The organism is Streptomyces sp. SCL15-4, assembly GCF_033366695.1.
Lineage (GTDB): Bacteria > Actinomycetota > Actinomycetes > Streptomycetales > Streptomycetaceae > Streptomyces.
Window position 1 is genome coordinate 8135985 of sequence record NZ_JAOBTQ010000001.1, and the last position, 24170, is coordinate 8160154.

Sequence of the window (24170 nt, forward strand, 5' to 3'; positions counted from 1 at the left end):
CCGCTCGGCGCCGATCGTGCCGCGGAGGCGCGGAAGCCGCGGCGGATCGTGCGCCGGGGCAGCGCCGGCCCGGTGGCTCAGGCGGTCGTCGCCGTCTCGGGGACCGTGGGCGCGGTCGTGCCGGTGTGCCGCGGGGTGTCCGTACGGCGCAGGGCGATCAGGGCCAGCAGGCAGGAGACCAGCGCCGCCGCGCCGCAGATCGTGAAGCCCAGCGCGTACCCGTGGCCGAGCGCCCGCAGCGCCAGCGGCGCGGCACCGCCCGGCGGTGTGGTGGCCGGCAGGGAGTTGACGGCCAGCGGGCCGCCTTCCGCGGCGACCTCGGCCGCGGCCGCCTTCACCTGCGGACTCAGCGCGGAATGGCGCAGGTCGGAGCTGAACAGCGAGCCCGCGCGGCTGAGCGCGACGGCGCCGATGACCGCCGGGCCCAGGGTGAAGCCGAAGTCGCGCAGCAGGCTGGTGGAGGCGCTCGCCATACCGGCGTAGCGCAGCGGGACCGTGTTCACGGCGGTGGCGGTGATCGAGGAGACGGTGAGCGCGAACCCCGCGCCGACCAGTCCCAGCGGCAGCACCAGCGAGGTCAGCGCCCGGTCCGCCACCGGCAGCGTCGCGGCGAGGAAGTCGCCGGCGGCCATCAGCGCCAGGCCCGCGGTGAGGATCCAGCGCCCGCTCACTCGCTCCAGCAGCCGCGAGGTCAGCGGGGCCAGGACCAGGGTCAGGCCGTTGAGCAGCAGGAAGGCCACGGAGGTGCGCAGCGGGCTCTGGTGCTGCACGGGGCCGAGCCGGATGCTGGTGGCGTAGGCGGTGCCCAGGAAGCTGAACATGCCCACGACCGCCACGACCGAGGCGACCGCGAACGCCCGGTTGGCGAACAGGTCCAGGCGCAGCAGCGGCGAACGGGCGCGCCGCTCGGCGACGACGAAGAGCACGACGAACACCGCGGCGACCACGAACGCGACGACGACCGGGGCCGAGCCCCAGCCGTCCGTGGGGCCCTGGATGACCGCGTACAACAGCGCGAACAGGCCGATCCCGACGGTGAGCTGCCCGCCGAGGTCCAGCGAGCGGCCCTCGGGCGCCCGGGAGTCCTCGGCACCCAGCAGGCTGACCACGGTGCTGGCCGCGGCGATCACCACGACCACCACGAACGCCGCGCGCCAGGAGTCGTGGCTGCCCGTGACGCCGCCGATGACGGGGGCGACGAACCCGCCGGTGGACAGGGCGGCCGCCCACACGGTGATGCCGCGCGCCCGGTCCCGGTGGCTGTGCGTGCCCGCCGCGATCATGGCGAGCGAGGTCGGGAAGAGCGCCGCCGCGCCGAGGCCGGAGACCACCTGCCCGACCCACAGCAGGTGGACGCCGTCGCTCACGGCGGAGACGGCCTCGCCCGCGACGACCAGGACGGAGCCGCCCACGAGCAGCCGCTTGCGTCCGAACAGGTCGCCCAGGACGCCGAAGGTGAGTTCCAGCACGGTCACCGGCAGCAAGAACGCGTCGGAGATCCAGGTCAGTTGGGAGCCGATCGGATGCAGGTCCTCCTGGAAGAGGCCGTTGAGGGTGGCGGGCACGGCGAGGGCGATCTGGGCGAGGCAGACCGCGAGGCAGCCGGCGACGAGGGTGCCGAGCGGCAGCCGGCCCGGCGCGGGGCCGGCGGGTTGCGCGGAGGGGAGGGGGTCGGTCAGCGACATGGCGGGTCCAGGGGTGGAAGGCCGGCGGCGGGAGAAAGGTCGGAGGAGCAGCAGGTGTGTCAGCGGCCGACGACGAGGCGCGTGGGCCGGTAGGGGACGAAGGCCGCTCCGCCGAGGCCGAGCGCCTGCGCGGCGCGCTGGAGGGCGGCCGGCGCGGTGGCGCCGTCCCAGCGGCCCGAGGCCACCCGGTGCTCCACGGCGTGCACGCCCGCGACGACCTCGGCGGCGGTGAAGTTGCAGTGGCCCTGGCGGGCGACGTAGGCCTGGCGCAGCAGGGCGCCGTCACCGGCGGCCCGTACCCGGGCGGCGAACGCGTTCTCCTGCTGCACGGGGACCAGCTGGTCGGAGGTGGTGTGCAGGTTCAGCAGCGGCACGGCCAGGCCCTGTCCGGCGGTGGAGGTGGCCTGAAGGCGGCGCACCGCCTGCGGGTCGGCGTGCACCCGGGCGCCGCGGGTCAGGGCGGTGAGGTCGGCGCGCAGGTCCAGTCCCGCCGTCCGGTACAGCGCCCGGACCTCGTCGGCGTGCTCGGAGGAGCGCAGCAGGCCGGCGTAGTCCACGCCCGCGTTCCAGGAGGTGTTGCCGCCTGCCGACTGCTCGACGGAGTAGCGCGCGGGCCCGATGAAGGACAGCACGCCCTGGGCGAACCAGGCGTACTGCTGGGCCTCCTGCCCTTCGGCGTCGCCGGGCGCGGGCGGGTTCTGTCCGGGGGCCCAGTCGGGCAGGTTGAGGTACGCGGCGGCGAGCGCGATCCGCGCCCGGCCGGCGGGCGTGGTCTGGGCCCGTTCCACGGCGGCGGTGAGCCGGGCCGCGGTCGCGGCGGCCGCGTCCTGGTCGGCGAAGTCCACCAGGTCCAGGTGCTCGTCCGGAGCGAGCAGGGAGGCGATGGTGTACTCGGCGTCCAGTTGGTAGTTGTCCAGGTCGACGCCGCCGGCGACCAGGCCGCACAGGCCCAGGGCGCCGTCGATGGCGCCGTCGGCGTCCCGTGCGAGCTGGGCGTTGACCAGGCCGCCCATGGACTGTCCGACGGACAGGGTGCGGGCGGGGCGGCCGGCGGCGGAGGCGAACGCCTCCCGGGTGGCGAGCTGGTCGCGTTCGGCGCTCTCCAGTGCCCACCAGGGGCCGTTCGGGTCGTAGGAGGAGCCGGCCAGCGCGTAGCCCTCGGCCAGGAGGGCCTGGCCCGCGGCCGGGGAGGGCGCGTCCTGGGCGGTGGTGGGGCCGTAGCCGTGGCTGAACAGCAGCAGGGTGCCGTTCCAGTGGGCGGGCAGGTCGGCGATCCAGCTCGCGCCATCCGGCAGGCGCCCGGTCAGGTGCCGCGTGGCGGCGGCCGGTGCGGTGGTCTGCGGGGTGTCGGCTTGCGCGGCGGCGGGGGCTGCCGCGGCGAGAGCGAGGGTGGCGGCCAGCGCGGCCGCGCCGAGCGCGGACTTCGGCATGTGAGGGCTCATCTCTGTACGGCGGATGGAGCTGTACGGCGGATGCGGCGTGTCTGTGCGGAAGGCGTTCTCGAACGGATGCGGCGTGTGTGTACCGGTAGGTGTACGAGGTGCGTGCGGGCGGGGGGACGACCGCCGAAGGGCGCCTGGGGGTGCTGTTCGGCGGGCTGTGCCGGCCGTGCTGGTGTCCGTGACCGCCGATGGGCAGGCGGACGGCGTGGCGGAAGGTCCGCGGAGCCTCGCTGCCAGCGGCGGGTGCGCCGAATATAGGGCTGATTGTGGACGGCGGTCAATGAAGTGACGAACGTTTGCGGATGACGGCCGTACGGCCGCCCGCGGCCGCGTCGGCGCGGCGGCCCGTGGGCTGTCCTGCCGTGCCCCGCCTCACTCAGTCCTGACCGGCCGCCGGCTCCGCCGGGAGGGTGTCCAGCACCGCGTCGGCCAGCTGCTTGGCCGGTGCGTCGTACCGGGCGGACAGGGTGCGGAAGACGTGCTCGGCGTGGATGGCGGGCCAGTTGGCGGGAAGGTGCTCCACGGGCAGGCGTGGATCGGAGCGGACGACCTGCAGCCAGTCGGTGTGCAGCAGGAGCTGCCGGGCCAGGTCGTCAGGGGCGGACGGCAGGGGGGCGGGGCGGTCCCACTGGTCGAGGAAGGCGCGGTAGCGCTCGGCGATGCCGGCCGTGTCGAAGGCCCGGTGCAGCAGCTGGGCGGCCTCGGTCGGTTCGGCCGCGTGCCCGCGCAGCACGTTGAGGTGGTCCTCCAGGCCGAGCCCGGCGACGACGGCGGGGACGTCCAGGTGGCCCGGCGCGATCCACAGGCCGTTCTGCAGCGGACCGAAGCCGGCCCACACCAGGCGCGAGCGCAGGTCGTGGCGCTGGCTGCGCCAGGCCTCGGGCAGCGAGAAGCCGACCAGTGTCCAGGTGCCGTCCCAGTCGCGGTTGACGGCGCCCGCGCCCCAGACGCGGTCGTGGCCGTCGCGCAGCACCTCGGTGGAGCGCGCGGTGAGCCCGAAGTACATCTTGCGGCCACGGCGGTGACGGGCCAGCAGGTCGCGTTTGACCATCCGGGTCAGCGTGGAGCGCACCGCGTCCTCGGAGACGCCGACGCGCGCGAACACGTCGATGACGCTGCCCGAGTAGACCGCGCTGCCGTGCTCCAGGACGTACAGGCCCAGGAAGCTCAGCATCAGCGTCTGCGGCCGCGCGGACGCCGCGGCCCCGTCCTCCCGGCCCGTCGAGGGCTTGGTCTCTGTCCCGGTCACGCGGCTCAGTGTAGGGCGCGGAGACAAAGCTCGGCACAGTGTTGACGGCGGTGACGTGAACGCCTAATGTCGCCCTTTGCCGGCGCATCCGCGAGCCAAGGGCCGCGCCCGCAACGGTCTCTCGGACGAGGTCGTCGTGGCCACCGGCTGCGCACCCGAGCCGACGCCACCGGCCACCAGCGGTTCCGCGGCCGGTGGTGTACGAGCCGAGGTCATCCGGCGGTCAGCGTGGTCCACTTCTGGTTGGCGCCGCCGGTGCAGTCCCACAGCTGGAGCTGCGTGCCGTCGGCCGTGGAGAAGCCCGGATCGTCGAGGCAGCGGCCGGAGGCGGGGTTGCGGTAGCCGCCGTTGTAGGGCTGCCAGACCTGGTTGGCGCCGCCGTGGCAGGACCAGATCTGCACCTTGGTGCCGTTTGCCGTGCCCCCGCCGGCGGCGTCGAGGCACTTGCCCATGGAGCGCAGCGTGCCGTCGGTGTAGGCGGACCAGACCTGGTTGGCGCCGCCGCCGCAGCCCCAGATCTGGACGGCGGTCCCGTCGGCACTGTTGGCGCCGTTGACGTCCAGGCACTTGCCGGCGATGCCGGACTGCACGCGTGCCGGGGCGGGAGCGGGGTTCTTCAGCCAACCGGCGCCGTCCGCGGCCTGGATGCCGCGCTGGAAGGCGTCGGCCATCTTCTGGTAGCCCGAGTCGTTGGGGTGCAGGGCGTCGGCCAGGTCGGCCGTGGTCAGGCCGCTCATGTCGACGTACGCGACGTGTTTGCCCGCGGCCTGTTCCTCCCGTACGAGCTGGGGGACGGCCTGGTTGTACGCGGCACGGTACCGCTCCTCCGAGCCGCTGGTGGACACGACCAGCGAGGCCACGAGGACGGTGGCGTCGGGGGCGGCGGCGGTGACCTGGTCGACCAGCGACCGCAGCCGGGCGGTGGCGGTGGAGACCTGGTAGCTCTCGTTGAGGTCGTTGGTGCCGATGTGCAGCGTCACGACGTTGGGCCGGTAGCGGGTCAGTGACGCGTCGGCGAGTGCGGCGATCTGGTGGATCTTGTAGCCGGAGTGGCCTTCGGTGTCGGGGTCGGACATCGAACCGTTCCGCAACGTGCCCACGAAGTCCAGCGGATGGCCGTCCGCCGCGAGCTTGTTCCATAACGGTCCCCGGTAACCGTTGCCCGTACTGCTTCCCACGCCCCAGGTGATGGAGTCGCCCAACGGCATGAGACGCAAGGGTGTGTTGGAGGCGGCGGAGGCAGACGACACACCTGCCGCCGTGACCCCGAGCGCGGCAGCGACGAGCGTGACCAGGGTGAGAATCCAGGACCTTCTCATACGGACGTCCACTTCTGCGAGTGAGGGCTGAGGCGAGGAGGGGAGTCTCTTGCGCCGTGTGCGTTGTCAGGCCGCGCAGGCGCGTCGCGCCTGGAGACGGTGGGTGTGGTCGCCGCCGGATCGGCCCTTGGGTTCGCGATATCGAACATGGATTGACCCATCGACCAACCTGGATGATAGAGGGCCGACGGATCTCGTCAATCCTCCTCGCAGGATTCGTCACTTACGCCGAAACATTCGCAGGCTCGGCTGTCGCGTCTCTCCTGACCCTTTGACGGGATGGCGCAGTTCGGCGCGCATGCGCAGCCTTCACCGGCTGGACGGCGGAGCCGGGAGGCCGGACGGTGTTGACATGTTCGGAGGTCTCTCTAGTATCCGTGAGGCCCGACTTTCCGAATGCTGTTCGAAATTGCGAACCTTCGAAAAACTTAATGTCATGAGCCTGACATCCTGCGCGTCACACCGCGCGCCCTCTCGTTCATGACGTGATGTCCTCCCGGGAAAGGAGTCCCTGGTGCCCAGACAACCAGGCGGACGACTGCTGCGCCTCCTCGCGACCGCCGTGCTGACGGTCACCGCGTCCCTCACGGCCGCCTCTCACTCCACCGCCTCGGCCGCGCCGGGCAGCCCGGCGCTCACCCCGCCGCTGGGCTGGAACAGCTGGAACAGCTTCGGATGCGGAGTCACCGAGACCCAGGTCCGTCAGGCCGCCGACGCCATGGTGTCCTCGGGCATGCGAGACGCCGGCTACCGGTATGTGGTGGTCGACGACTGCTGGTTCGATCCGCAGCGGGACGCGGCGGGCAACCTGCGGGCCAACCCGACCAAGTTCCCCAGCGGCATGAAGGCGCTCGGAGACTACATCCACGGCAAGGGACTGAAGTTCGGCATCTACCAGGTGCCGGGCGAGCGCACCTGCGCGCAGGCCACGGGCGGCTACCCGGGGTCCACGGGCAGCAAGGGGCACGAGGCCCAGGACGCCGCCGCGTTCGCCTCGTGGGGCGTCGACTACCTGAAGTACGACTGGTGTTCCTCCAGCGGTACGCGTGACGAGCAGGTCGCACGGTTCACCCTGATGCGCGACGCCCTGCGCGCCACCGGACGGCCGATCGTCTACAGCATCAACCCCAACAGCCTGCACGCCATCACCGGCTCCACCTACAACTGGGGTGAGGTCGCCGACCTGTGGCGGACGACCGAGGACCTGCTCGACATCTGGCAGAACGGCAACACCAACAGCTATCCGATGGGCGTCGGCAACGTCCTGGACGTCACCGCGCCGCTGGCGGCGCAGTCGGGCCCGGGACACTGGAACGACCCCGACATGCTGGTCGTCGGCCGCCCGGGCCTGTCACTGACCGAGTCCCGCTCCCACTTCGCCCTGTGGGCCCTGCTGGGTGCGCCGCTCATGGCCGGCAACGACATCCGCACCATGTCCGCCGACGTGAGTGCCATCCTGCGCAATCCGCGTCTGCTGGCGGTGAACCAGGATCCGCTGGGCGCGGGAGGGCGCAGGGTGCGCGACGACGGTGCCACCGAGGTGTTCGCCAAGCCGCTCTCGGACGGTTCGGTCGCGGTGGGCCTGTTCAACAGGGGAGCGGGCGCCGCGACGGTGACCACTTCGGCCGCGCAAGTGGGCCTGTCCGGCGGGCCGTTCACCCTCACGGACCTGTGGACCGGCGGTACGTCGAGCACGACCGGGCAGATCTCGGCGAACGTCCCCGCGCACGGCGTGGCCGTGTTCCGGGTGACCGGCGGCACTCCGCTGGCCGCCACCACCTCGCGTCTGCGGGGCAACGCGTCCGGCCGCTGCGCGGACGTGGACAACGCCTCCACCGCCGCCGGTGCCACGGTACTGCTCTGGGACTGCCACACCGCCGCCAACCAGCAGTGGACCACCTGGGCCGGTGGCGAGATCCGCGTCTACGGCGACAAGTGCCTGGACGCCTACGACCAGGGCACCGCCAACGGCACCCGTGTCGTCACCTGGCCCTGCAACGGCCAGGACAACCAGAAGTGGACCCTCGGCTCCGACGGATCGATCCGCAACGTCCACGCCGGACTGTGCCTCGACGCGGACCGGTCCGGCACTGCCAACGGCACCCCGCTGGTCCTGTGGACCTGCAACGGCCAGGCCGGCCAGAAGTGGTCCCGCCCATGAGGGACATCGCGCACCGGCCGGCAGCTCATCCATCCGCCGACGTCCCGAGGAGGCCACGATGACGATCGCACTCCGGCGGTCGTCCGCCACCGGCACGAGGCTCGGCCGGGCGGTCGCCTGGACCGTGAGTCTCCTGCTGGCGTTCGCCGTCGTCCCCGCCGCGGTGGGGCCCACGGCGGCCAGGGCCGACAACCCGATCGTGCAGCACGTCTACACCGCGGACCCGGCCCCGCTGGTCCATGACGGACGGGTCTACCTCTACACCGGGCACGACGAGGACGGCTCCACCTACTACACCATGAAGGACTGGCGTGTGTGGTCCTCCGCCGACATGGTCAACTGGACCGACCACGGCTCACCGCTCAGCCTGGCCACCTTCAGCTGGGCGTCCGCCGACGCCTGGGCGGGCCAGGCCGTGCAGCGCAACGGCCGGTTCTACTGGTACGTGCCGGTGAAGAATCGGGCCACCGGCCGGATGGCCATCGGCGTGGCGGTGTCGGACCGCCCCACCGGCCCCTTCCGGGACGCCCTCGGCCATCCGCTGGTGGAGAACGGCGAGATCGACCCGACCGTCTTCATCGACGACGACGGCCAGGCCTATCTGTACTGGGGCAACCCGAATCTGTGGTACGTCAAGCTCAACGCCGACATGACCTCCTACTCGGGCGGCCCCACCCGTATCCCGCTCACCACCGCGGGGTTCGGCACCCGCACCGGCGATCCCAACCGTCCCACGCTGTACGAGGAGGGACCCTGGGTCTACAAGCGCAACGGTCTGTATTACCTGGTGTTCGCGGCCAAGTGCTGCTCGGAGTTCATCGCCTACTCCACGGCGCCCGGTCCGACCGGGCCCTGGACCTACCGCGGGACGGTCATGCCCACCCAGGGCAGCAGCTTCACCAACCATCCCGGGATCGTGGACTTCAAGGGCAATTCGTACTTCTTCTACCACAATGGCGCGCTGCCGGGCGGCGGCGGCTTCACCCGCTCGGTCGCGGTGGAGCGGTTCTCCTACAACGCCGACGGCACGATCCCGACGATCGGGATGACGAACACCGGCGCACCGCAGGTCGGCACGCTCGACCCGTACGTACGCCAGGAGGCCGAGACGATCGCCTGGGGGTCCGGGATCGAGACGGAACCGGCCGGCGACGGCGGAAGGGATGTCGGCTGGATCGACAACGGCGACTACCTCAAGGTCAAGGGCGTGGCCTTCGGGCCGGGCGCGTCCTCCTTCACCGCGCGCGTGGCCTCGGGCAGCGGCGGCGGCACCGTCGAACTGCGGCTGGGCTCCCCGAGCGGGACGCTCGTGGGCCGGTGCGCCGTGCCCCCCACCGGTGGCTGGCAGGTCTGGACGTCGGTGACCTGCCCGGTCAGCGGCGCCACGGGAACCCAGGACCTCTACCTGCGGTTCACCGGCGGCAGCGGCTACCTGTTCAACGTCGACTGGTGGCAGTTCACCCCTGCCACGTCCTGACCCGGCACAAGGAGATGCCCGAACGGAAGGTGAGGTGCACGATGACAAGGACGAGGTCCCTCTTGTGGCCCGCCCTGGTCGCGGTACTGCTGGTCCTCGGCATGGGCGGCACGGCACCGGGCCGCGCCGCCGCCGCACCCGCCGGCGCCGCTGCCGCGAGTCCCGGATGCGGCAAGGCCCCGACGCTGACGAGCGGTACGTACACGATCCAGAGCAGTGGCAAGAACCGCAGCTTCATCCTGCGGATCCCCGACGGCTACGACCGCAACCGCGCCTACCGGCTGGTCTTCGGATTCCACTGGCTGGGCGGCACCTCCACCGACGTCGCCACCGGCCGCACCGTGGACACAGGAACCTGGGCCTACTACGGGCTCCAGCGGCTGGCGGACAACAGCGCCGTCTTCGTCGCGCCCCAGGGGCTCGGCAACGGCTGGGCCAACAACGGCGGGGAGGACATCACCTTCGTCGACGACATGATCAGGCGGATCGAGGCGGACTTGTGCGTCGACCAGACGCAGCGCTTCGCTCTGGGGTTCAGTTACGGTGCCGCCATGTCGTACTCGCTCGCGTGTTCCCGCGCGACGGTCTTCCGCGCGGTCGCGGTGCAGAGCGGCGGGGTGCTCAGCGGATGTGACGACGGCACCCGGCCCATCGCCTACCTCGGCGTGCACGGTCTGAGGGACAGCGTCCTCGGCATCTCCGGCGGCCGGGCGATGCGGGACAGGTTCGTCAGGAACAACGGCTGCACCCCGCAGAACCCGCCCGAGCCGGCCCAGGGCAGCCTGACGCACCGGATCACCGCCTACTCGGGCTGTTCGGCCGGCCATCCGGTCGTCTGGGCCGCGTTCGACGAAGGGCACATCGCCGCTCCGCAGGACGGGGCCCCGGGCGACAGCGGGCCCAGGACCTGGCTGCCGCAGGAGGTCTGGAAGTTCTTCACGCAGTTCCAGCCGACCACACCGTCCCCGGGCACGGCGACCTGCCAGGTCACCGGCGCCGTGAACGCGTGGAACACCGGCCTGACCGCGAACCTCACCATCACCAACACCGGCACGACCGCGATCGACGGCTGGTCCCTCGCCTTCACCCTGCCCGAGGGCCAGACCATCACCTCCGGCTGGAACGCGGACTACTCGCCCGCAGCCGGCCGGGTGACGGCCAGGAACGCCTCCCACAACGCCACCATCGCTCCCGGCGCCTCGGTCGACATCGGCTTCCAGGCCACCCACAGCGGCGATACCGCAGGTCCGGGCTCCTACGCCCTCAACGGCACAGCCTGCGCGGCCGCCGGGAGCGCGCCGATGTGACCGCAAGGGCCACGGATCGCCGACCGGTGAACTCCGGCCGCCGTGACGCCGTCACCTCCGGGCCGGAGAGAACGGTCCGGGGGTGACGGCGTCGAGGTGCCGTCGGCCACGGGCGCCCACGTGCTTCCGAAGGCGGCCGCACGCACAGCCGCTGACGACGCGCTCCTCCATCGCGGCGCACCGCGCACGGGCCGGCCGCGGCGGCCTTCCCGTTCATCCCAGGTCGAAGGTGTTGGGCAGGCCGAGCCGGTAGCGCACCTCGTCGACGCGCTTGAGGGGCTCCAGCTCCTGGGGGCGGTACAGCTCCCAGATCCGGCACCGTTCGGCCTCCGAGCCGTCCCGGTTGAGCAGCGCGTTGACGGCCCGTCGCGCCGACTCGTTGGCGCCTTCCATCGTCGCCAGGTCCACGTCGGTGCGGACGTAGTCCCCGGCGAGGAAGAAGTTCGGCACGGCGGTCCTCGCCGACGGGCGGTTGTACAGCGTGCCCGCGGGATGGATGAGGAGCGGCTCCCGGTTCTGCGGATCGGGGCCGCCGAGCCCCGTCACAGCCGGGTCCATGAACCAGGCGATCCGGTCGGTGTCCGTGAGCGTCGTCTTGCCGGAGTCGTTCAGGGCGCCCTTCAACTGCGCCCAGCACTCCTCGACGATCTCCTCGCGCGTGCACTCACGGGCCGTCTTGCCGTACAGGATCCCCGGCTTGTCCCACTCCGAGACGATCGCCGACAGGCAGTCGCGGGCGCGGCCGTCGCCGTAGTCCTCCGGGAAGTTCCGCACGTCCCAGAACTGCGCCTGCCCGATCCCGGTCACCGACCACGGCGAGTCGAGGCAGTTGATGTGCCCGTGGACGACGGGCGTCGGTGTGCGCAGATAGAACTGCACACCGGTCATCCAGTCCGTCTGCAACGCGTCGCACCGGGCGAGCTGCGGGTCGGCCGCGCGCAGCGCGGCACCCCAGGTGCGCCGGGCGTGCTCGACGGGCATGGCGGAGACGTAGTGGTCGGCGGTGACGGTGCGTTCGTCGCTCCCGTCACGGGCCGAGACCCTCACCCCGGTGACGCGCCCACCGTCGTACAGCACCTCCCGCACCTGCGTGCCGAGGACGAACCGGACGCCCAGCGAGCGCAGGTGCGCGGACCAGGGATCGATCCACGCCTCGCTCGTCGGTGCGTTGAGGACCCGGTCGATGTCCGCGTCACCGTCCATGCCGCGGCCGAGCAAGCCCCACAGCAGCAGCGCCTCGATGATGACGCGGCCGACGGTGCGGGTGGAGGCGACCTCGGCGCGGGTGGCGACGAGGTTGCGGGTCTGTCCGATGCCGAGGAGCGTGCGGTACTCCTCGCTCATCCGCTCGGCGCGGATGAAGTGCCACCAGGGAGTCTTCTCCCACTGGTCCTCGCGACGCGCGTCGCAGCTGGTGAGGTGGACGAGGACACGGCCGGCGAAGTAGGCGGCCTCGTGCGCGGGCAGTCGGCCGCCCAGGTCGAGGACGGAGAGGATCTGGTCGCGGATCCACGACGGGGTGATGTCGCCGGGCGCGGGCGGAGTGGTGAGCCGTCGCAACGGGAAGTGCAGGTCCGGGCGGCCGCCCTCCCGGGCGAACAGTGCCTCGGTGCCGTTGCGGAGGTTGTCGTGGACGCCGTTCGCGTTGCCGGGGAAGGGGATGCGGCGCATGCTGTCCGGAAGGTTCCGGTAGAAGCCCGGGAAGAAGCGGAAACCGTGTTCCCCGGGCAGGGGTCTGCGGCCGCCGGTGCCGGTTCCCGGTACGTCCATCGAGCGCGCCTTGCCGCCGAGCACGTCGTAGTACTCGTAGACGGTGACGGCGTAGCCGCGTTCGGCGAGTTCATGGGCGGCACTGAGTCCGGCGACGCCGCCGCCGAGGACGGCGACGTGCTTGCCGGTGGCGGCAGCCGCGGCGGCACGGGCGGCACCCGGTGACAAGGCGAGGGCGCCCACCGTGCCTCCGGCACCGGCGAGGAACCGTCTGCGGGTCGTTCCCTGGTCTTCTGTTGTCATGGATACGGGAGAGTAGAGAGACCGGGGACGCGGCGACAGGTCGCCATTCGGTCACCACGGCATCCTCACAATCCCGCGGGTCGCGGGCGCCGCTCCGGGCGACGGAGCGCGCCACGGCAGCGGATCGAGCCCGGCGGATTGCGCTGGTACCGGTGCGCCGGGCGCCGCTCCGGCCGGCGAGGAGCAGGCCACGCGGAAGGGCGGTGCGCGGGCTCAGAAGCGGTCGCGACGAGTGCCCCGGCACCGGCGGTTCGGAGGCGGTGGTGACATACTCGAGGACCGTCGCCGGGCCGGGAGGGGGCGACCGCGTCCGTCCGGGAGCTGTGCCGGGTGGCGGCGGTGCGGCACGGGCCGCCCACGCCGCGGGCGGCCACCCCGCCATGTGTCCCGGCCGACTCCGGCGGCAGGATGTCAGGGGAACGCGGGGTGAGGAGGGGACGGTGTTCGGCAGAGGCACACGTATGCCGGCGGGCGCCTTGGCCGTGGCCTGCATGGTGCTCGTCGGCCCCAGCGCGCCGAGCGGTGCCCTCTTCGCCAGGCCGCTGCCCGCCGAGGCCGTCCGGGCCGTCGTGCCGGACCGGGTCGTGACGTGGAACATCTGCAACCCGTGCGACGCGGGCAACCTCGACCGGGCAAGGGAGATCGCCACGTACGCGCCCCAGGTGATCGGCCTGCAGGAAGCCTGCGTGCGGGATGTCGAGCGGATACGGATCCATCTGAAGAAGTTCTACGGGCTGGTCTACCACGCCGAGTACGGGCCGGTTCTCCGGGACTGGGGCCGCTGCGGGGGAGTGCCGTGGAAACCCGGGGCCTTCGGCCAGGCGGTCCTCTCGGCGGCGCCGATGACGGATCCCGTCAGCGTGGAGTATCCCGACGGCGGATCGGAGGACCGCGGGTACATGGCGGTCACCACCACGGTGGGCGGCCGGTCCGTCCGTGTCTTCACCACACACCTCGCCCAGCGACGTCAGGAAGCGGTCCGGGCAGAGCAGGCGAGAGTGCTCGCCACAGAGGTCGCCCGGTACGACCGCGCGATCGTCCTCGGCGACTTCAACGCCGTGCCGGACGCCCCCGAACTCGCCCCCCTGTGGGAACGGGCCGTGGACGCGGACCCCCGGTGCCGTCCCGTGTCCACCGGCGGTTGCGTCCCGACCACCGACTGGCAGAGCAAGTTCGACTACGTGTTCCTGCGGGGCATCGTCCCGCTCGGGCACCGTGTGCACCCGACCCCGCACTCGGACCACCACCTGCTGCACGCCGACCTGGACATCGGCCGTGCCGGGCCGGCCTCTCGGCGAGTTCCCGCTCCAGCCGGGCCAGCCGCGCGTCACTCGGTCCCGGAACGGCCCGTGCCCCCGGACGACGTCATGGTTCCCTCGTAGTCGGTGCCGTCCCGGCCAAGGGAGCCTTGTCGGGCCGGCGGCTGTGGTCGCGGTGGTCCAGCAGCGCCAGCAGCGGGGCCGTCATCACCGTGGTCACCAGGGCGACGATCACGAGGACGCCGAAGAGCGCGGGAGAAGCGATGCCCGCGGACAGGCCCACGTTGATGGCGATGAGCTGCATCAGACCGCGTGCGTTCATCAGCGTGCCGACGCGGACGGCGACGGTTTGCGGCTCGCCCAGCAGGCGCGCCGTGGCCCAGCAGGCACCGAACTTGCTGATGATCGCCACCGTCACACAGACCACCGTGAACAGCAGCAGCTTGCCGTCGGACAACAGGGTGAAGTCCGTGTTGAGGCCGGAGTAGGCGAAGAACAGGGGCAGGAACACGATCCGGCTCACCGGTGCGACGGCCTCCACCGCGCGGGTCACCACCGGGTCACGGGGAAAGGCGACACCGAGGCTGAAGGCGCCGAACACGGCGTACAGGCCGATACGGTCGGTGTACCACGCGGCGAGGAACAGCAGCAGGACGGTGACCAGCAGCACCTGCTCCTCGGACAGCCGCCGGGCCCGTTCGAGAGCGCTGGGCCGCACGCGGAGGAAGAGCCCGAGGAACACGGCGAGCCCGAGCGTGCCGATGACCGCGCGCAGGAAGGTGTCCGCGCCGCTGCCGGCCATGCTGAGCACACCGGCCAGCAGGACCCACGCCACGGCGTCGTCCAGCGCGCCTGCGGCCAGGGAGACCGCACCGAAACGGGTGTTCGTCAGGCCCCGTTCGGTGATGATGCGGGCCATCATCGGGAAGGCGGTGATCGCCACGGTGACGCCGACGAACAGCGCGCCCACCGAAGGGGAGATCCCGTCCGGGTAGAGGTCCACCGCGTCGTGCGCCGCCCAGGCCAGTGCGGTGCCCAGCAGGAGCGGCACGACGATGCCGGCCGCCGAGACGGACACCGCCGTACGGCCCACCGACCGCAGCCGGTCGGTGCGGAACTCGTATCCGGACAGGAACATGAACACGACGAGGCCGACCTGCCCCGCCACGTACAGCACGGGACGGATCTCGTCCGGGAACACGGCCTTCTCCAGGCCGGGCGAGAGGAGGCCGAGCACGGAGGGGCCGAGGGCCACGCCGGCGACCATCTCGCCGACGACCGGTGGCTGGCCGAGCGGTCGCAGCAGCCGGCTGACGAGGCGGCACGCGGTGAGGATGACGGCCACGGCGAGGAAGAACGCCGGGCCCATCTCGGTGGTCGACAACGGTGACTCCTTGGTGAGGAGACGTATGGGGGGTGTTGCCGCTGTCAGGCAGTGCGGCCGGTGCGGGGGCAGGCGGCCGCGGCCTGTCCGGACGAGGCGTGCGAGCCGTCCAGCGGACGGCCCTCGGTGTCGTGCCGGGCGAAGTACGTCGCGGCGGGCCTGGTGCGGCGGGCGTCGAGCACCATCCAGGTGCCGAAGAGCAGTTGCAGCAGGCTGCGTCCGACGTCCTCGGCGCGGTCGCGGACGGTCAGCGCCGTGCGCAGCACGCGCCGCAGACGGTCCGGGACCGGCCGGTCCCGGGGGAGGAGCAGGCAAGGAGCGCGGTGCGGGATGGAGCGGGTGTGACCGACGGGAGAGTCGAGCACGTACCGGGCCAGCACCTCGCGGGTCGCGGCTCGCATGACGACGGGTGCGAGGCGCCAGGCGGGGCAGGGACGGTTGGCGGCGACACCGAAGGGGATGTGGTGGGCGTTCTTCGCGGAGAGCGTCGCCCAGCGTTCGGGGTCGAAGCGTTCGGGGTCGGTGTAGCCGGTGGCGTGGTAGTCGGGGTAGCTGAAGGTCAGGACGGAGCCCGCCGGGATCGTGGGCAGGCCGTCGAGGACGATGTCCGCGGTGGTGATGCGGTGGGCCACCCCGAACAGCGGGTAGAGACGGAAGGTCTCGTTCATGACGTGGGTCAGGTAGCGGTCGTCGTCGGGGCCGGCCGCCACCCGTTCCTGCACGTCCGGATGGTGGGCCAGGGCCAGCAGGAGGTGGGCCGTCGCCTCCGACATCTGCACGACGGCGGTGTTGAAGAAGGTGCCCTGGAGGTAGTACGCCTGCTGACGGCGGGTCAGGCCGGCGGGCAGCGCGTGCGGTACGTCCCCGGCCGCCAGACGGCGCAGGAGGTAGCGGGTGAGCCGGTTCCTGCGGCGCATGTGGCGCGGGCGGGTGCATTTGAGGGCGTTGACGACGTCCTCGGCGTGGGCGACGATCAGCCGCCGGGCCTCGGCCGGACAGGGCTCGTCGAAGACCAGGCCGTAGAAGAACTCGGCCCACACCGGCATCATCAGATCGCGCAGCCGTACCGCGCGTACGCGGCCGGTGGCTGCCGCGTCCAGGGCCTGCCGGGTGTGCCGTGCGGCGGCTTCGTACAGCTGCGCCGACGGGCCGGAGAGGAGGGCGAGGGTGCGCCGGGCGACCTCGTCGTAGCGGGGTCCGGCTTCCAGGTGCTCCTGGTGGACGTCGGCGCCGGGCGCGAGCCAGTACCAGAACAGGTCGGACAGTGCCGCGCCCCTGCTCCGGCCCCCGGCGGCCGGATGGCCGTAGACCTCCTGGAAACGGTCGGGGCCGAACGCGGCGTTGGGAAGGAGCATGCCCTCGTCGCCGTTGACGCGGGCGAAGACCTTCGTGCGGAGGGCGACGACCTTGCCGGGCAGCCAGGCCGGGGACGACAGCAGCAGCGCGCCGCCCGCGGCCAGCGCCGCCGCCGTTCTCCTGCTCACCATGCGCGTCCTCCTCTCGCGGGCCGGTAGGCAAGGCCGCGCGCAACCACCTGGTCGGCCGTGAGGTCCTGCGGCCGGTGTCCGCCGCAGAGGGCGAGCACCTGGCCGAAGTCCTCGCGCAGGGCCGTCAGCGCCTGCCGTACGCCGTCCTCGCCGCCCGTGGCCAGGGCCCACAGCACGGGCCGGCCCACACCGACGGCCCGGGCTCCGAGGGCGAGGGCCACGGCGATGTCGGTGCCCCGGCGCACTCCTCCGTCCATGAGGACGGGCACCCGCCCGGCGACGGCCTCGGCCACGGCCCGAAGCGCCTCGACCGAAGCCGGAGCGGCGTCGAGCTGCCGTCCGCCGTGATTGGACACGACCAGCGCGTCCACGCCCCGCTCGACGGCGACCCGCGCGTCCTCGGGATGCAGTACGCCCTTGAGGACGAGGGGCAGAGCGGTCAGCTCGCGCAGCCGCGCCAGGTCGTCCCAGCCGGCCGGCCACATGGCGATGTCGCGGGTGGTGCCGGGTGCCGCACCGGGCAGGTCCCGCATGTTCTCGGCCGCGAGACCGGGCGGCAGGTCGTGGAAACCGTTGCGCAGGTCCCGGGTGCGCGGGCCGAAGACGGGTGAGTCGACGGTGACGACGAGTGCGGAGCAGCCCGCCCGTTCGGCCCGGAGCACCAGCTCGGCGGTGACCTCGCGCTCCGGTTGCAGATACAGCTGGAACCAGACCACGGCCCCCGGGTCCGCCTCGCGGGCCGCGGCGGCGACGTCCGCGACGGCGGTGGTGGCGGCCATGCCGGTGACCAGTGGGATGCCGGTCGCGGCGGCGGCGCGGGCGGTGGCCAGTTCGCCGTCGGGGTGGGCGAGACGGTGGAAGGCGGTGGGCGAGACGAAGAGCGGGGCCGGCCAGTCCCGGCCCAGCACGCTCACCCGGGTGTCACGGCCGGCGCCGCCGCGCAGCACCCGGGGCAGCAGGGCCAGCCGGCCGAAGGCGTCCTCGTTCTCCCTGAGCGCCGTCTCCTCGCCCGCGCCGCCGGCGAAGTAGTCGTAGTGCTCGGGGCTGAGTTTTCCGCGTGCCGACTCGGCCGGATCGTGCGGCGGGCCGGTGTGCGAGCCGGTCATGCCCGGGGCGCGGCGATTTCCTCGCCGGCCGGGAGGTCGTCGCCCGCGGACAGCCGGGACGCGAGGAAGGAGCGCAGCGGGCCGACGTGGACGTCCGGGTTGTCCCACTCGTTCTCCAGGTTCTCCGTGATGTGGTGCTCGGCGACCGGCTTGCCGGTGCCGTCGGGCAGGAACTGCCGTACCACGGGGTGGAGGTAGCGCGCGTCGAGGCCGCTGGTGTCCTGCTGGGGCATCCTGCTGACGGTGATGTCGAAGGGGTCGACCCGGTCGTGGTCGGCGCCGTACTCCAGCGTGACCGTGAAGTAGGAGGCCAGGTCGCCGAACCGGCTCCGGGCGGCCGCTTCGTGGAGATGTGCCACCGGGATCTCCTCGCAGTAGCGCACCTCGCCGTCGGCGCCGACCAGCACCGCGTCGCCGAGGAACCCGAACAGCTGCCACAGGGCCGAGGTGCGGTTGACCCGCTCGATGACCGCGTCGGTCACGGGGCCCGCGGCGGCGGGCAGCGTGGTGTGCGGCCATTCCTGGTCGTGGTAGCGGCGTTCCAGGATGCGGTGCAGTGCCTTCACGCCGTACCGGAAGCCGTGGATGAAGCCGCTGGTCGACTTCTTGAAGTCCAGGGACTGGGTGATGGTGCCGGCGAAATAAAGATCGGGCACGTTCACGGATTCCCAGGCGTCGGTGAGCTGCGGGAATCGGTCCTTGATGACGAGGTCGGGACGGCAGTCGTCGTCGAAGATCGAGGCGTCGAAACGGAATCCGGTGGCCAGGATGACGCGGTCGTACGGGATGTCCTTGACCACTTCCGCGACGCGCGAGAACTTCACACTCACGACATAGGTGCCGTCGGGCTTCCGGCTTATGCGGAGAATGTCACCGTCCAGTACGGCGTTCTGGGACTTGAGCTGGTAGGTGTCCAGGAAGTTGTTGTTGACGGCCCGGAGATGTCCGACGAAATGCGTCCGCCAGGCGAGCTTGAGCGAGCCGGGCCCGGCTACGTGGATGACGGCGGCGGTCTCGATGAGATTGTCGGCGGTCTCGAAGGCGGAATTGCCCCGCCCGATGATCAGTACCCGCTTGTCGGTGAATTCGGCGGGGTCGACGGACACCTGGTCGTAGTGCTCGGCCTCCTCGGCGCCCTCGATGGGCGGCAGGTACGGCCGCGAGACTCCGGTGGCGACGATGACGCGCCGGGCCCGGACAACGTTGCCATGCGCGTCGGTCGCCGCGAAGAGGCCGCCGTCGGGACGGGAGATGCCGGTGATTCGGGTGTTGAAGCGGATGCGCAACTCGTGCGTCCGTGCGAAGTCGGCCAGATAGCGGACCATGTCGTCGGCCGGCGGGAAATAGCGCGGGGAGTACGCGGTGAACAGCGGGCCCTGGTCCGACAGCAAGGAGTTCCAGTCGACGCGCAGACGCATCTCGGGGTCGCTCCAGCCGGTGTGCACCTTGTTGGAGGAAATAAGGGTCCGGTGTCTGGGGAAGCGAGTGAAGAAAGCGCCTGGACTGTCGCTCTCTTCTGCGATGAGGTAATCTCTGCCGCTCTTCTGGAGGAAATATCCGGCCTGGAGGCCCGCAGGGCCGCCGCCGATGACGAGATAGTCAACCTGTCCTAAATCAGACATGGCCATGTCCTGCCTTCCGTGGGGGCGGAAAAGACGGTACTTGACGCTTAAAGCATGGAGCCACCCTAGTGATGTGTGATGTAGGTCACACGTCTCTCGCGAGGGTGGATTTCTCCCTTCGGATAACTTGAAACCGTGCGGGGGCGGGCCGGAGCGCCGAGTGCACCCGCCGCGGTCGTTTTCCAGTCATTCACACAGCCTTTACATCGGTTACCGGCCCAGAGTGGAGACGAAGTGGACGAAAAGCCCGGCGAAGTCTTTCCGCAAGCGCTCGTCGACGCGTTCCGCGACGCTCCCGACCTGGCCGCTTTCGAGTACCGGGGACACGCGGTCACCAGGGGCCAGGTGCTCGTACTGATCGCCGGGTTCGTGAGAGGTCTGCGCGGCGCGGGTCTGACCGCCGGATCCCGCGTGGTCCTCGACACGGGTGTCACGCCGGAGGCGTTCGCCGTCCGGGTCGCCGCCCATGTCGTCGGCTGCCAGGTGGTGGCGCTGCGCCCCGGGCTGACCCGCGAGCACCTGCGCGACATCCTCGCCCGCGACATCGACGCCGTGGTGACGGACGACGCCGCGAGCCGACCCGAACCGGCCGCCGAGGCCGGCGGCATCCCGCTGCTGGAAACCGGCGGCGTGTTACGGCCCCCGGCCCCCGTCACGCCCGGCCCCGACGACCTCACCGCCCGGGGCGACCGCGACGGCATCGGCGTCATCCACCTCACCAGCGGCAGCACCGGCCGGCCCAAGGGCACGATGGTGACCTACGGCGCCCTGTCGCAGGGCTGGGCGCTGCAACCCGTCCGCTGGACCGACCGCACCCGGCGCCTCGCGGCACGGTACGCGCGCTTCCTGCTCTTCGGCACGCTCAGCAGCGCCGTCATGTTCGAGCACCTGTGTCTGTCCCTGCTGGGCGGAGGCACCGCCGTCATCCCGGACCAGCCCCTGCGGTTTCCCGAAGTCTTCGCCGGCCATCGCATCACCGCCTGCATGACGACGGTGCCGCGCCTGTACGGCATCCTCGACGCCGTCCGCGACAGGGCCGTGGACACGAGCAGCCTGCGCGCCCTCGTCGTGGCGGGCTCCCCGCTCGCCCCGCACCGGCTGACCGAGGCGGCCCGGCTGCTCGGACCGGTGGTCCACCACGCCTACGGCCAGACGGAGACGGGCATGCTGACCGTCCTCGAACCCGAGGAACTGGCAGCCGATCCCGGCCTCGCCGACAGCGTCGGGCGCCCGCTCGACACCGTCGAGACGACCGTGCGGGATCCCGGTGGACGGGACCTGCCCACGGGCCGGACGGGTGAGGTGTGGGTCCGGCTGGCGGACGCGTTCTGCGGCTACTGGCAGGACCCGCGGGAGAGCGCGGAGGTCCTGCGGGACGGCTGGGTCCGCACCCGGGACCTCGGCCGGCTCGACGCGCGAGGATATCTGCGGCTGTCCGGGCGCACGCGCGACATCGTCATCGTCAACGCCGTCATCCACTACGTGGGCCCCATCGAGCAGGTCCTGGCCTCCCATCCCGACGTCGACCAGGCGTACGTCGTCGGAGTCCCGGACGAACGCACCGGCGAGGCGATCCACGCCTTCGTGGTCCCGCGAACCGGAGCCGTGCCGGACGCGGACGCGCTGCGCGGGCTGGTGGCCCGGGAACTCGGGGAGGCCGGCGTCCCGGTCGGTGTCGTCAGCATCACCGAGGTGCCCGTGGCACCGAGCGGCAAGCCGGACAAGGCGGCGTTGCGTGCCTTGCTGGAGGCCCCCTGACCGGACACGGATCGCCTGGACGTCCGCTCCGGCGGCCGTCACTCGAGGCGGTGCCGGGTGCACCCGGCCGGGCAGGCGCGCCAGGATCTGCCGACTCCGGCCGAGAGCGGTCGAGGCGGGCTGTCGGCGCCCGGTCGAGCGCCTTGTCCAGGCGCCGCTCGCTGCGGCGTCCCACGGCCCGGACCCTCCTCGGTCACCGGGGGAAGCGGCGGCCGACGACACTGCCGGCGCCGATGGCCGGGTCGTGTCCGACGCGGACGCCGAACCGGTCGTGGGCCAGGCGGGTCCGCAGCCGGGCAACCTGCGCGCGGGTCCGGTGGCCGGCCGGGCCTCGGGTGCGTCGGCGGCGGTGACCGGCGGAGTGTCGTGCCCGCTCGCCGTGGCCCGCGCCGGTACGACGGCCTCCGGGCTGTGCGGCGGACGAGCCGACTCCTGAGCCTCGGACGGGACTGCCGAGCCTCGGACGGCCGGCCGGCGAGTGGGGCCACGCGGGCGTCGAAGCGCTCGGCAGGCCCACGACGGTCGGGGCCGGTGGCGCGCCGTGGTGCGCGAAGAGCCGTCGGCCGCACCAGGCCGTCCGGTCCCGCGCCGCCGTGACCCGCGAAGGTGACGACGGCGAAGGGGACGATGGCGAAGGTGACGACGACGCCGCTGCCGGCCGCCGTGGTGGGCGGTGGTCGGCAACGGCGGGAGAGGTCCGTCGTCGGTGGTCGCGGGCCCGGTTACTCGACGATGACCGGGCGCGGCAGCCGGTCGCCGGGACGGAGGAAAGGGGAGCCGGGGCCGCTGTCGTCGCGGAACGTCTTGCGGCTGATCCCGCGCCGCCGACGAGTACCCGCGCTGGATGTCACCGGTGCAGAGCACCAGCCGCACCGTGGCCGAGGATCTCACCCTCGGGGAACGCACCTGGCGGCGGGGGTGCGGGTCCGTCCCCTGGGCCGCCACCAACCGGGATTGGAACGTCTGCCCCAACGCCTCCGAGGCCGACGTGGGCGGAGAGACAGTGCCGGGCCCCACCCTTGTACTGGATCTACTTGAGACGGGGCCCGGTGCGGCGAGAGTGCGCGCATGGCGGTGCGGGGCGGACAGGAGCTCGACGATGGACCGGGGCCGTACGCCTGGACTGGCCGCCTCAGGTGCTCAGGCCGGCTTGAGTCCTGGGGCGCCGGCTTCCGTGACGAAGGACGCCGCGGTCGTGACGGGTGCGCCCGGCCTGGTGACGTACGGGACGGTCTTGAAGTCGGCGCGGGCCGCTTCCTGTCCGAGCGTGACGGTCACGTAGCCGCGCCGTCCGTTGTAGAACCTCATGTGCGGGTTGGCCGCGAGGTAGGTGGCCCAGTTGCCCGGCCGGTCCGCGCCGTCGCGCCCGCTGGTGATCGACGTGGTGACCAGTTCCGTGCCCACGGTCCGGGAACCGGGGTCGCCGAAGTCGCGCTTGATGTCGAACGCGTAGTGCACGTGCACGTCGCCGGTGAGGACCACGAGGTTCTCCACGCCGGCGGCCTCGGCCCCCGCCAGGACCCGCTCGCGGGAGGCCGGGTAGCCGTCCCAGGAGTCCATGGAGACCTTGGACGGCGTAGCGGTGGTGTTGTACCGCCGGGAGAAGGTGACCTGCTGCGGTACGACGTTCCACACCGCCCGCGAGGCACGCCAGCCGTCGATCAGCCACCGTTCCTGCGTGGCGCCGGTGAGCGTGCGCGCCGGGTCCTCGGACTCCGGGCCGGGGTACTGCCAGCCGTCGCCGTAGGCCTGGTCCGAGCGGTACTGGCGGGTGTCCAGGACGTCGAACTGGGCGAGCCGCCCCCAGTGGAGGCGGCGGTAGAGCCGCATGTCGGAGCCGGTGGGCAGCTGGGGCCGGCGCAGCGGCTGGTTCTCCCAGTAGGCGCGGTAGGCGGAGGCGCGGCGCAGCAGGAACTCCTCGGAGGAGCCACCGTCCTCCGGGGTGTCGTCGGCGTAGTTGTTCTCCGTCTCGTGGTCGTCCCAGGTGACGACGAAGGGGTGCGCGGCGTGCGCGGCCATCAGGTCCGGGTCGGACTTGAACAGGGCGTAGCGCAGCCGGTAGTCCTCCAGCGTCACCGTCTCGCGGTTGTAGTGGGCCGGGAGGGTGCGGTCGGTGTAGCCGCGGTCGTTCCCGGTGGCGTTGACGGCGTACTCGTACAGGTAGTCGCCCAGGTGGAAGACGACGTCCACGTCGTCCTCGGCGAGGTGGCGGTAGGCGGTGTAGTAACCGTCGGCGTAGGCCTGGCAGGAGACGGCGCCCAGGGTGAGCGCGGCGGGCCGGGCGCCGGGCGGCGGGGCGGTGCGGGTGCGGCCGGTGGGGCTCAGCCATGCGCCGGCCCGGAAGCGGTAGAAGAACACGCGGTCGGCCGGCAGGTGCGGCACCTCGACGTGGACGGTGTGGCTGAACTCGGGATGGGCGGGGGCGGTGCCGCGCCGGACGATCCGGCGGAAGTCCGCGTCGTGGGCCAGCTCCCAGTGCACGGTGACGCGCCGCGCGGGCAGTCCGCCGTCGGGCTGGTAGGGCTGCGGGGCCAGCCGGGTCCACAGCAGGACGGAGTCCGGAAGCGGGTCGCCGGAGGCCACGCCCAGCGTGAACGGGTCGTCGGTGATTCTCCGCGGGTCGAACTCGGCGGCGGCGGCCGTACCGGCGGCGGGCAGGTTCACGGCGAAGGCGAGCGCGGCGGCGGCGCCGGTGACGGTGAGGAAGCGGCGCCGGCCGAGGTGCCTGGCGGCGGCGCGCAGTTCGGGTGCGTGCTGGGACGGGCGTACTGCGGGTGTCATCCGGTCTCTCCCCTGTGGCGGTGAATGCAGGGGGCAGTTGACAGGGCCGTGACTACCGCGACAGGGCGCGAGCTTGGCAGGCTCATGACGCTCGTATGACGGAAGCACGCGTTCCGGCTG

Annotated in this window: 16 protein-coding genes; 6 read left to right on the forward strand and 10 right to left on the reverse strand. The window is 72.2% G+C overall.

What is annotated here, in order from left to right; genetic code table 11:
- Positions 1 to 77: 77 nt before the first annotated feature.
- From SCK26_RS36635 to SCK26_RS36650, 4 genes are all read right to left on the reverse strand, one after another.
- On the reverse strand, positions 78 to 1685 hold the full coding sequence (locus SCK26_RS36635; RefSeq protein ID WP_318205697.1) for an MFS transporter: 1608 nt from the start codon (positions 1683 to 1685) through the stop codon (positions 78 to 80).
- Between the two features lie 59 nt (positions 1686 to 1744).
- Positions 1745 to 3115, reverse strand: coding sequence for an alpha/beta hydrolase (locus SCK26_RS36640; protein ID WP_318205698.1), 1371 nt, complete (start codon positions 3113 to 3115; stop codon positions 1745 to 1747).
- Between the two features lie 388 nt (positions 3116 to 3503).
- Positions 3504 to 4376, reverse strand: a complete 873-nt coding sequence (locus SCK26_RS36645) for a PaaX family transcriptional regulator C-terminal domain-containing protein (protein WP_318205699.1) — start codon at positions 4374 to 4376, stop codon at positions 3504 to 3506.
- A gap of 212 nt (positions 4377 to 4588) precedes the next feature.
- Positions 4589 to 5695, reverse strand: coding sequence for a ricin-type beta-trefoil lectin domain protein (locus SCK26_RS36650; RefSeq protein ID WP_318205700.1), 1107 nt, complete (start codon positions 5693 to 5695; stop codon positions 4589 to 4591).
- 514 nt (positions 5696 to 6209) lie between these two features.
- Here SCK26_RS36650 and SCK26_RS36655 point away from each other — a divergent pair.
- The 3 genes from SCK26_RS36655 to SCK26_RS36665 are packed head-to-tail and all read left to right on the forward strand — an operon-like array spanning position 6210 to position 10640.
- On the forward strand, positions 6210 to 7856 hold the full coding sequence (locus SCK26_RS36655) for a glycoside hydrolase family 27 protein (protein ID WP_318205701.1): 1647 nt from the start codon (positions 6210 to 6212) through the stop codon (positions 7854 to 7856).
- A 58-nt stretch (positions 7857 to 7914) separates the two neighbouring features.
- On the forward strand, positions 7915 to 9333 hold the full coding sequence (locus tag SCK26_RS36660) for a glycoside hydrolase family 43 protein (RefSeq protein ID WP_318205702.1): 1419 nt from the start codon (positions 7915 to 7917) through the stop codon (positions 9331 to 9333).
- Positions 9334 to 9374: 41 nt separating this feature from the next.
- Positions 9375 to 10640: a cellulose binding domain-containing protein gene (locus SCK26_RS36665; protein WP_318205703.1), complete on the forward strand. Its 1266-nt coding sequence runs from the start codon at positions 9375 to 9377 to the stop codon at positions 10638 to 10640.
- A gap of 213 nt (positions 10641 to 10853) precedes the next feature.
- Here SCK26_RS36665 and SCK26_RS36670 read toward each other — a convergent pair whose 3' ends face one another.
- Entirely contained in the window at positions 10854 to 12653 is a 1800-nt protein-coding gene (locus tag SCK26_RS36670; RefSeq protein WP_318205704.1) for an FAD-dependent oxidoreductase, read from the reverse strand.
- A gap of 461 nt (positions 12654 to 13114) precedes the next feature.
- Here SCK26_RS36670 and SCK26_RS36675 point away from each other — a divergent pair, with 461 nt between their 5' ends.
- On the forward strand, positions 13115 to 14035 hold the full coding sequence (locus tag SCK26_RS36675; protein ID WP_318206174.1) for an endonuclease/exonuclease/phosphatase family protein: 921 nt from the start codon (positions 13115 to 13117) through the stop codon (positions 14033 to 14035).
- On the opposite strand, the gene SCK26_RS36680 is transcribed toward SCK26_RS36675, so the two are convergent.
- The 4 genes from SCK26_RS36680 to SCK26_RS36695 are packed head-to-tail and all read right to left on the reverse strand — an operon-like array spanning position 14019 to position 19517.
- Positions 14019 to 15296 (reverse strand): cation:proton antiporter, encoded by a 1278-nt coding sequence (locus SCK26_RS36680; protein ID WP_318205705.1) that lies wholly within the window; start codon positions 15294 to 15296, stop codon positions 14019 to 14021. The genes SCK26_RS36675 and SCK26_RS36680 overlap by 17 nt on opposite strands.
- Before the next feature lie 44 nt (positions 15297 to 15340).
- Positions 15341 to 16783, reverse strand: coding sequence for a cytochrome P450 (locus tag SCK26_RS36685; RefSeq protein WP_318205706.1), 1443 nt, complete (start codon positions 16781 to 16783; stop codon positions 15341 to 15343).
- Positions 16777 to 17889: an alpha-hydroxy acid oxidase gene (locus SCK26_RS36690; RefSeq protein WP_318205707.1), complete on the reverse strand. Its 1113-nt coding sequence runs from the start codon at positions 17887 to 17889 to the stop codon at positions 16777 to 16779. The genes SCK26_RS36685 and SCK26_RS36690 overlap by 7 nt, the downstream gene beginning before the upstream one ends.
- Positions 17886 to 19517: an NAD(P)-binding domain-containing protein gene (locus SCK26_RS36695; protein WP_318205708.1), complete on the reverse strand. Its 1632-nt coding sequence runs from the start codon at positions 19515 to 19517 to the stop codon at positions 17886 to 17888. The genes SCK26_RS36690 and SCK26_RS36695 overlap by 4 nt, the downstream gene beginning before the upstream one ends.
- 228 nt (positions 19518 to 19745) lie before the next feature.
- Here SCK26_RS36695 and SCK26_RS36700 point away from each other — a divergent pair, with 228 nt between their 5' ends.
- Positions 19746 to 21269: a fatty acid--CoA ligase family protein gene (locus SCK26_RS36700; RefSeq protein WP_318205709.1), complete on the forward strand. Its 1524-nt coding sequence runs from the start codon at positions 19746 to 19748 to the stop codon at positions 21267 to 21269.
- 244 nt (positions 21270 to 21513) lie between these two features.
- Positions 21514 to 21705, forward strand: a complete 192-nt coding sequence (locus SCK26_RS36705; RefSeq protein WP_318205710.1) for a hypothetical protein — start codon at positions 21514 to 21516, stop codon at positions 21703 to 21705.
- 704 nt (positions 21706 to 22409) lie between these two features.
- Here SCK26_RS36705 and SCK26_RS36710 read toward each other — a convergent pair.
- Positions 22410 to 24050, reverse strand: a complete 1641-nt coding sequence (locus SCK26_RS36710; RefSeq protein ID WP_318205711.1) for an alkaline phosphatase D family protein — start codon at positions 24048 to 24050, stop codon at positions 22410 to 22412.
- Positions 24051 to 24170 lie beyond the last annotated feature (120 nt).

Bases quoted from the DNA above. Each gene is read 5' to 3' on its own strand.
- SCK26_RS36635 (WP_318205697.1), bottom strand. From the start codon at position 1,685: ATGTCGCTGACCGACCCCCTCCCCTCCGCGCAACCCGCCGGCCCCGCG.
- SCK26_RS36640 (WP_318205698.1), bottom strand. From the start codon at position 3,115: ATGCCGAAGTCCGCGCTCGGCGCGGCCGCGCTGGCCGCCACCCTCGCT.
- SCK26_RS36650 (WP_318205700.1), bottom strand. From the start codon at position 5,695: ATGAGAAGGTCCTGGATTCTCACCCTGGTCACGCTCGTCGCTGCCGCG.
- SCK26_RS36660 (WP_318205702.1), top strand. From the start codon at position 7,915: ATGACGATCGCACTCCGGCGGTCGTCCGCCACCGGCACGAGGCTCGGC.
- SCK26_RS36665 (WP_318205703.1), top strand. From the start codon at position 9,375: ATGACAAGGACGAGGTCCCTCTTGTGGCCCGCCCTGGTCGCGGTACTG.
- SCK26_RS36670 (WP_318205704.1), bottom strand. From the start codon at position 12,653: ATGACAACAGAAGACCAGGGAACGACCCGCAGACGGTTCCTCGCCGGT.
- SCK26_RS36675 (WP_318206174.1), top strand. From the start codon at position 13,115: ATGCCGGCGGGCGCCTTGGCCGTGGCCTGCATGGTGCTCGTCGGCCCC.
- SCK26_RS36685 (WP_318205706.1), bottom strand. From the start codon at position 16,783: ATGGTGAGCAGGAGAACGGCGGCGGCGCTGGCCGCGGGCGGCGCGCTG.
- SCK26_RS36690 (WP_318205707.1), bottom strand. From the start codon at position 17,889: ATGACCGGCTCGCACACCGGCCCGCCGCACGATCCGGCCGAGTCGGCA.
- SCK26_RS36695 (WP_318205708.1), bottom strand. From the start codon at position 19,517: ATGGCCATGTCTGATTTAGGACAGGTTGACTATCTCGTCATCGGCGGC.
- SCK26_RS36710 (WP_318205711.1), bottom strand. From the start codon at position 24,050: ATGACACCCGCAGTACGCCCGTCCCAGCACGCACCCGAACTGCGCGCC.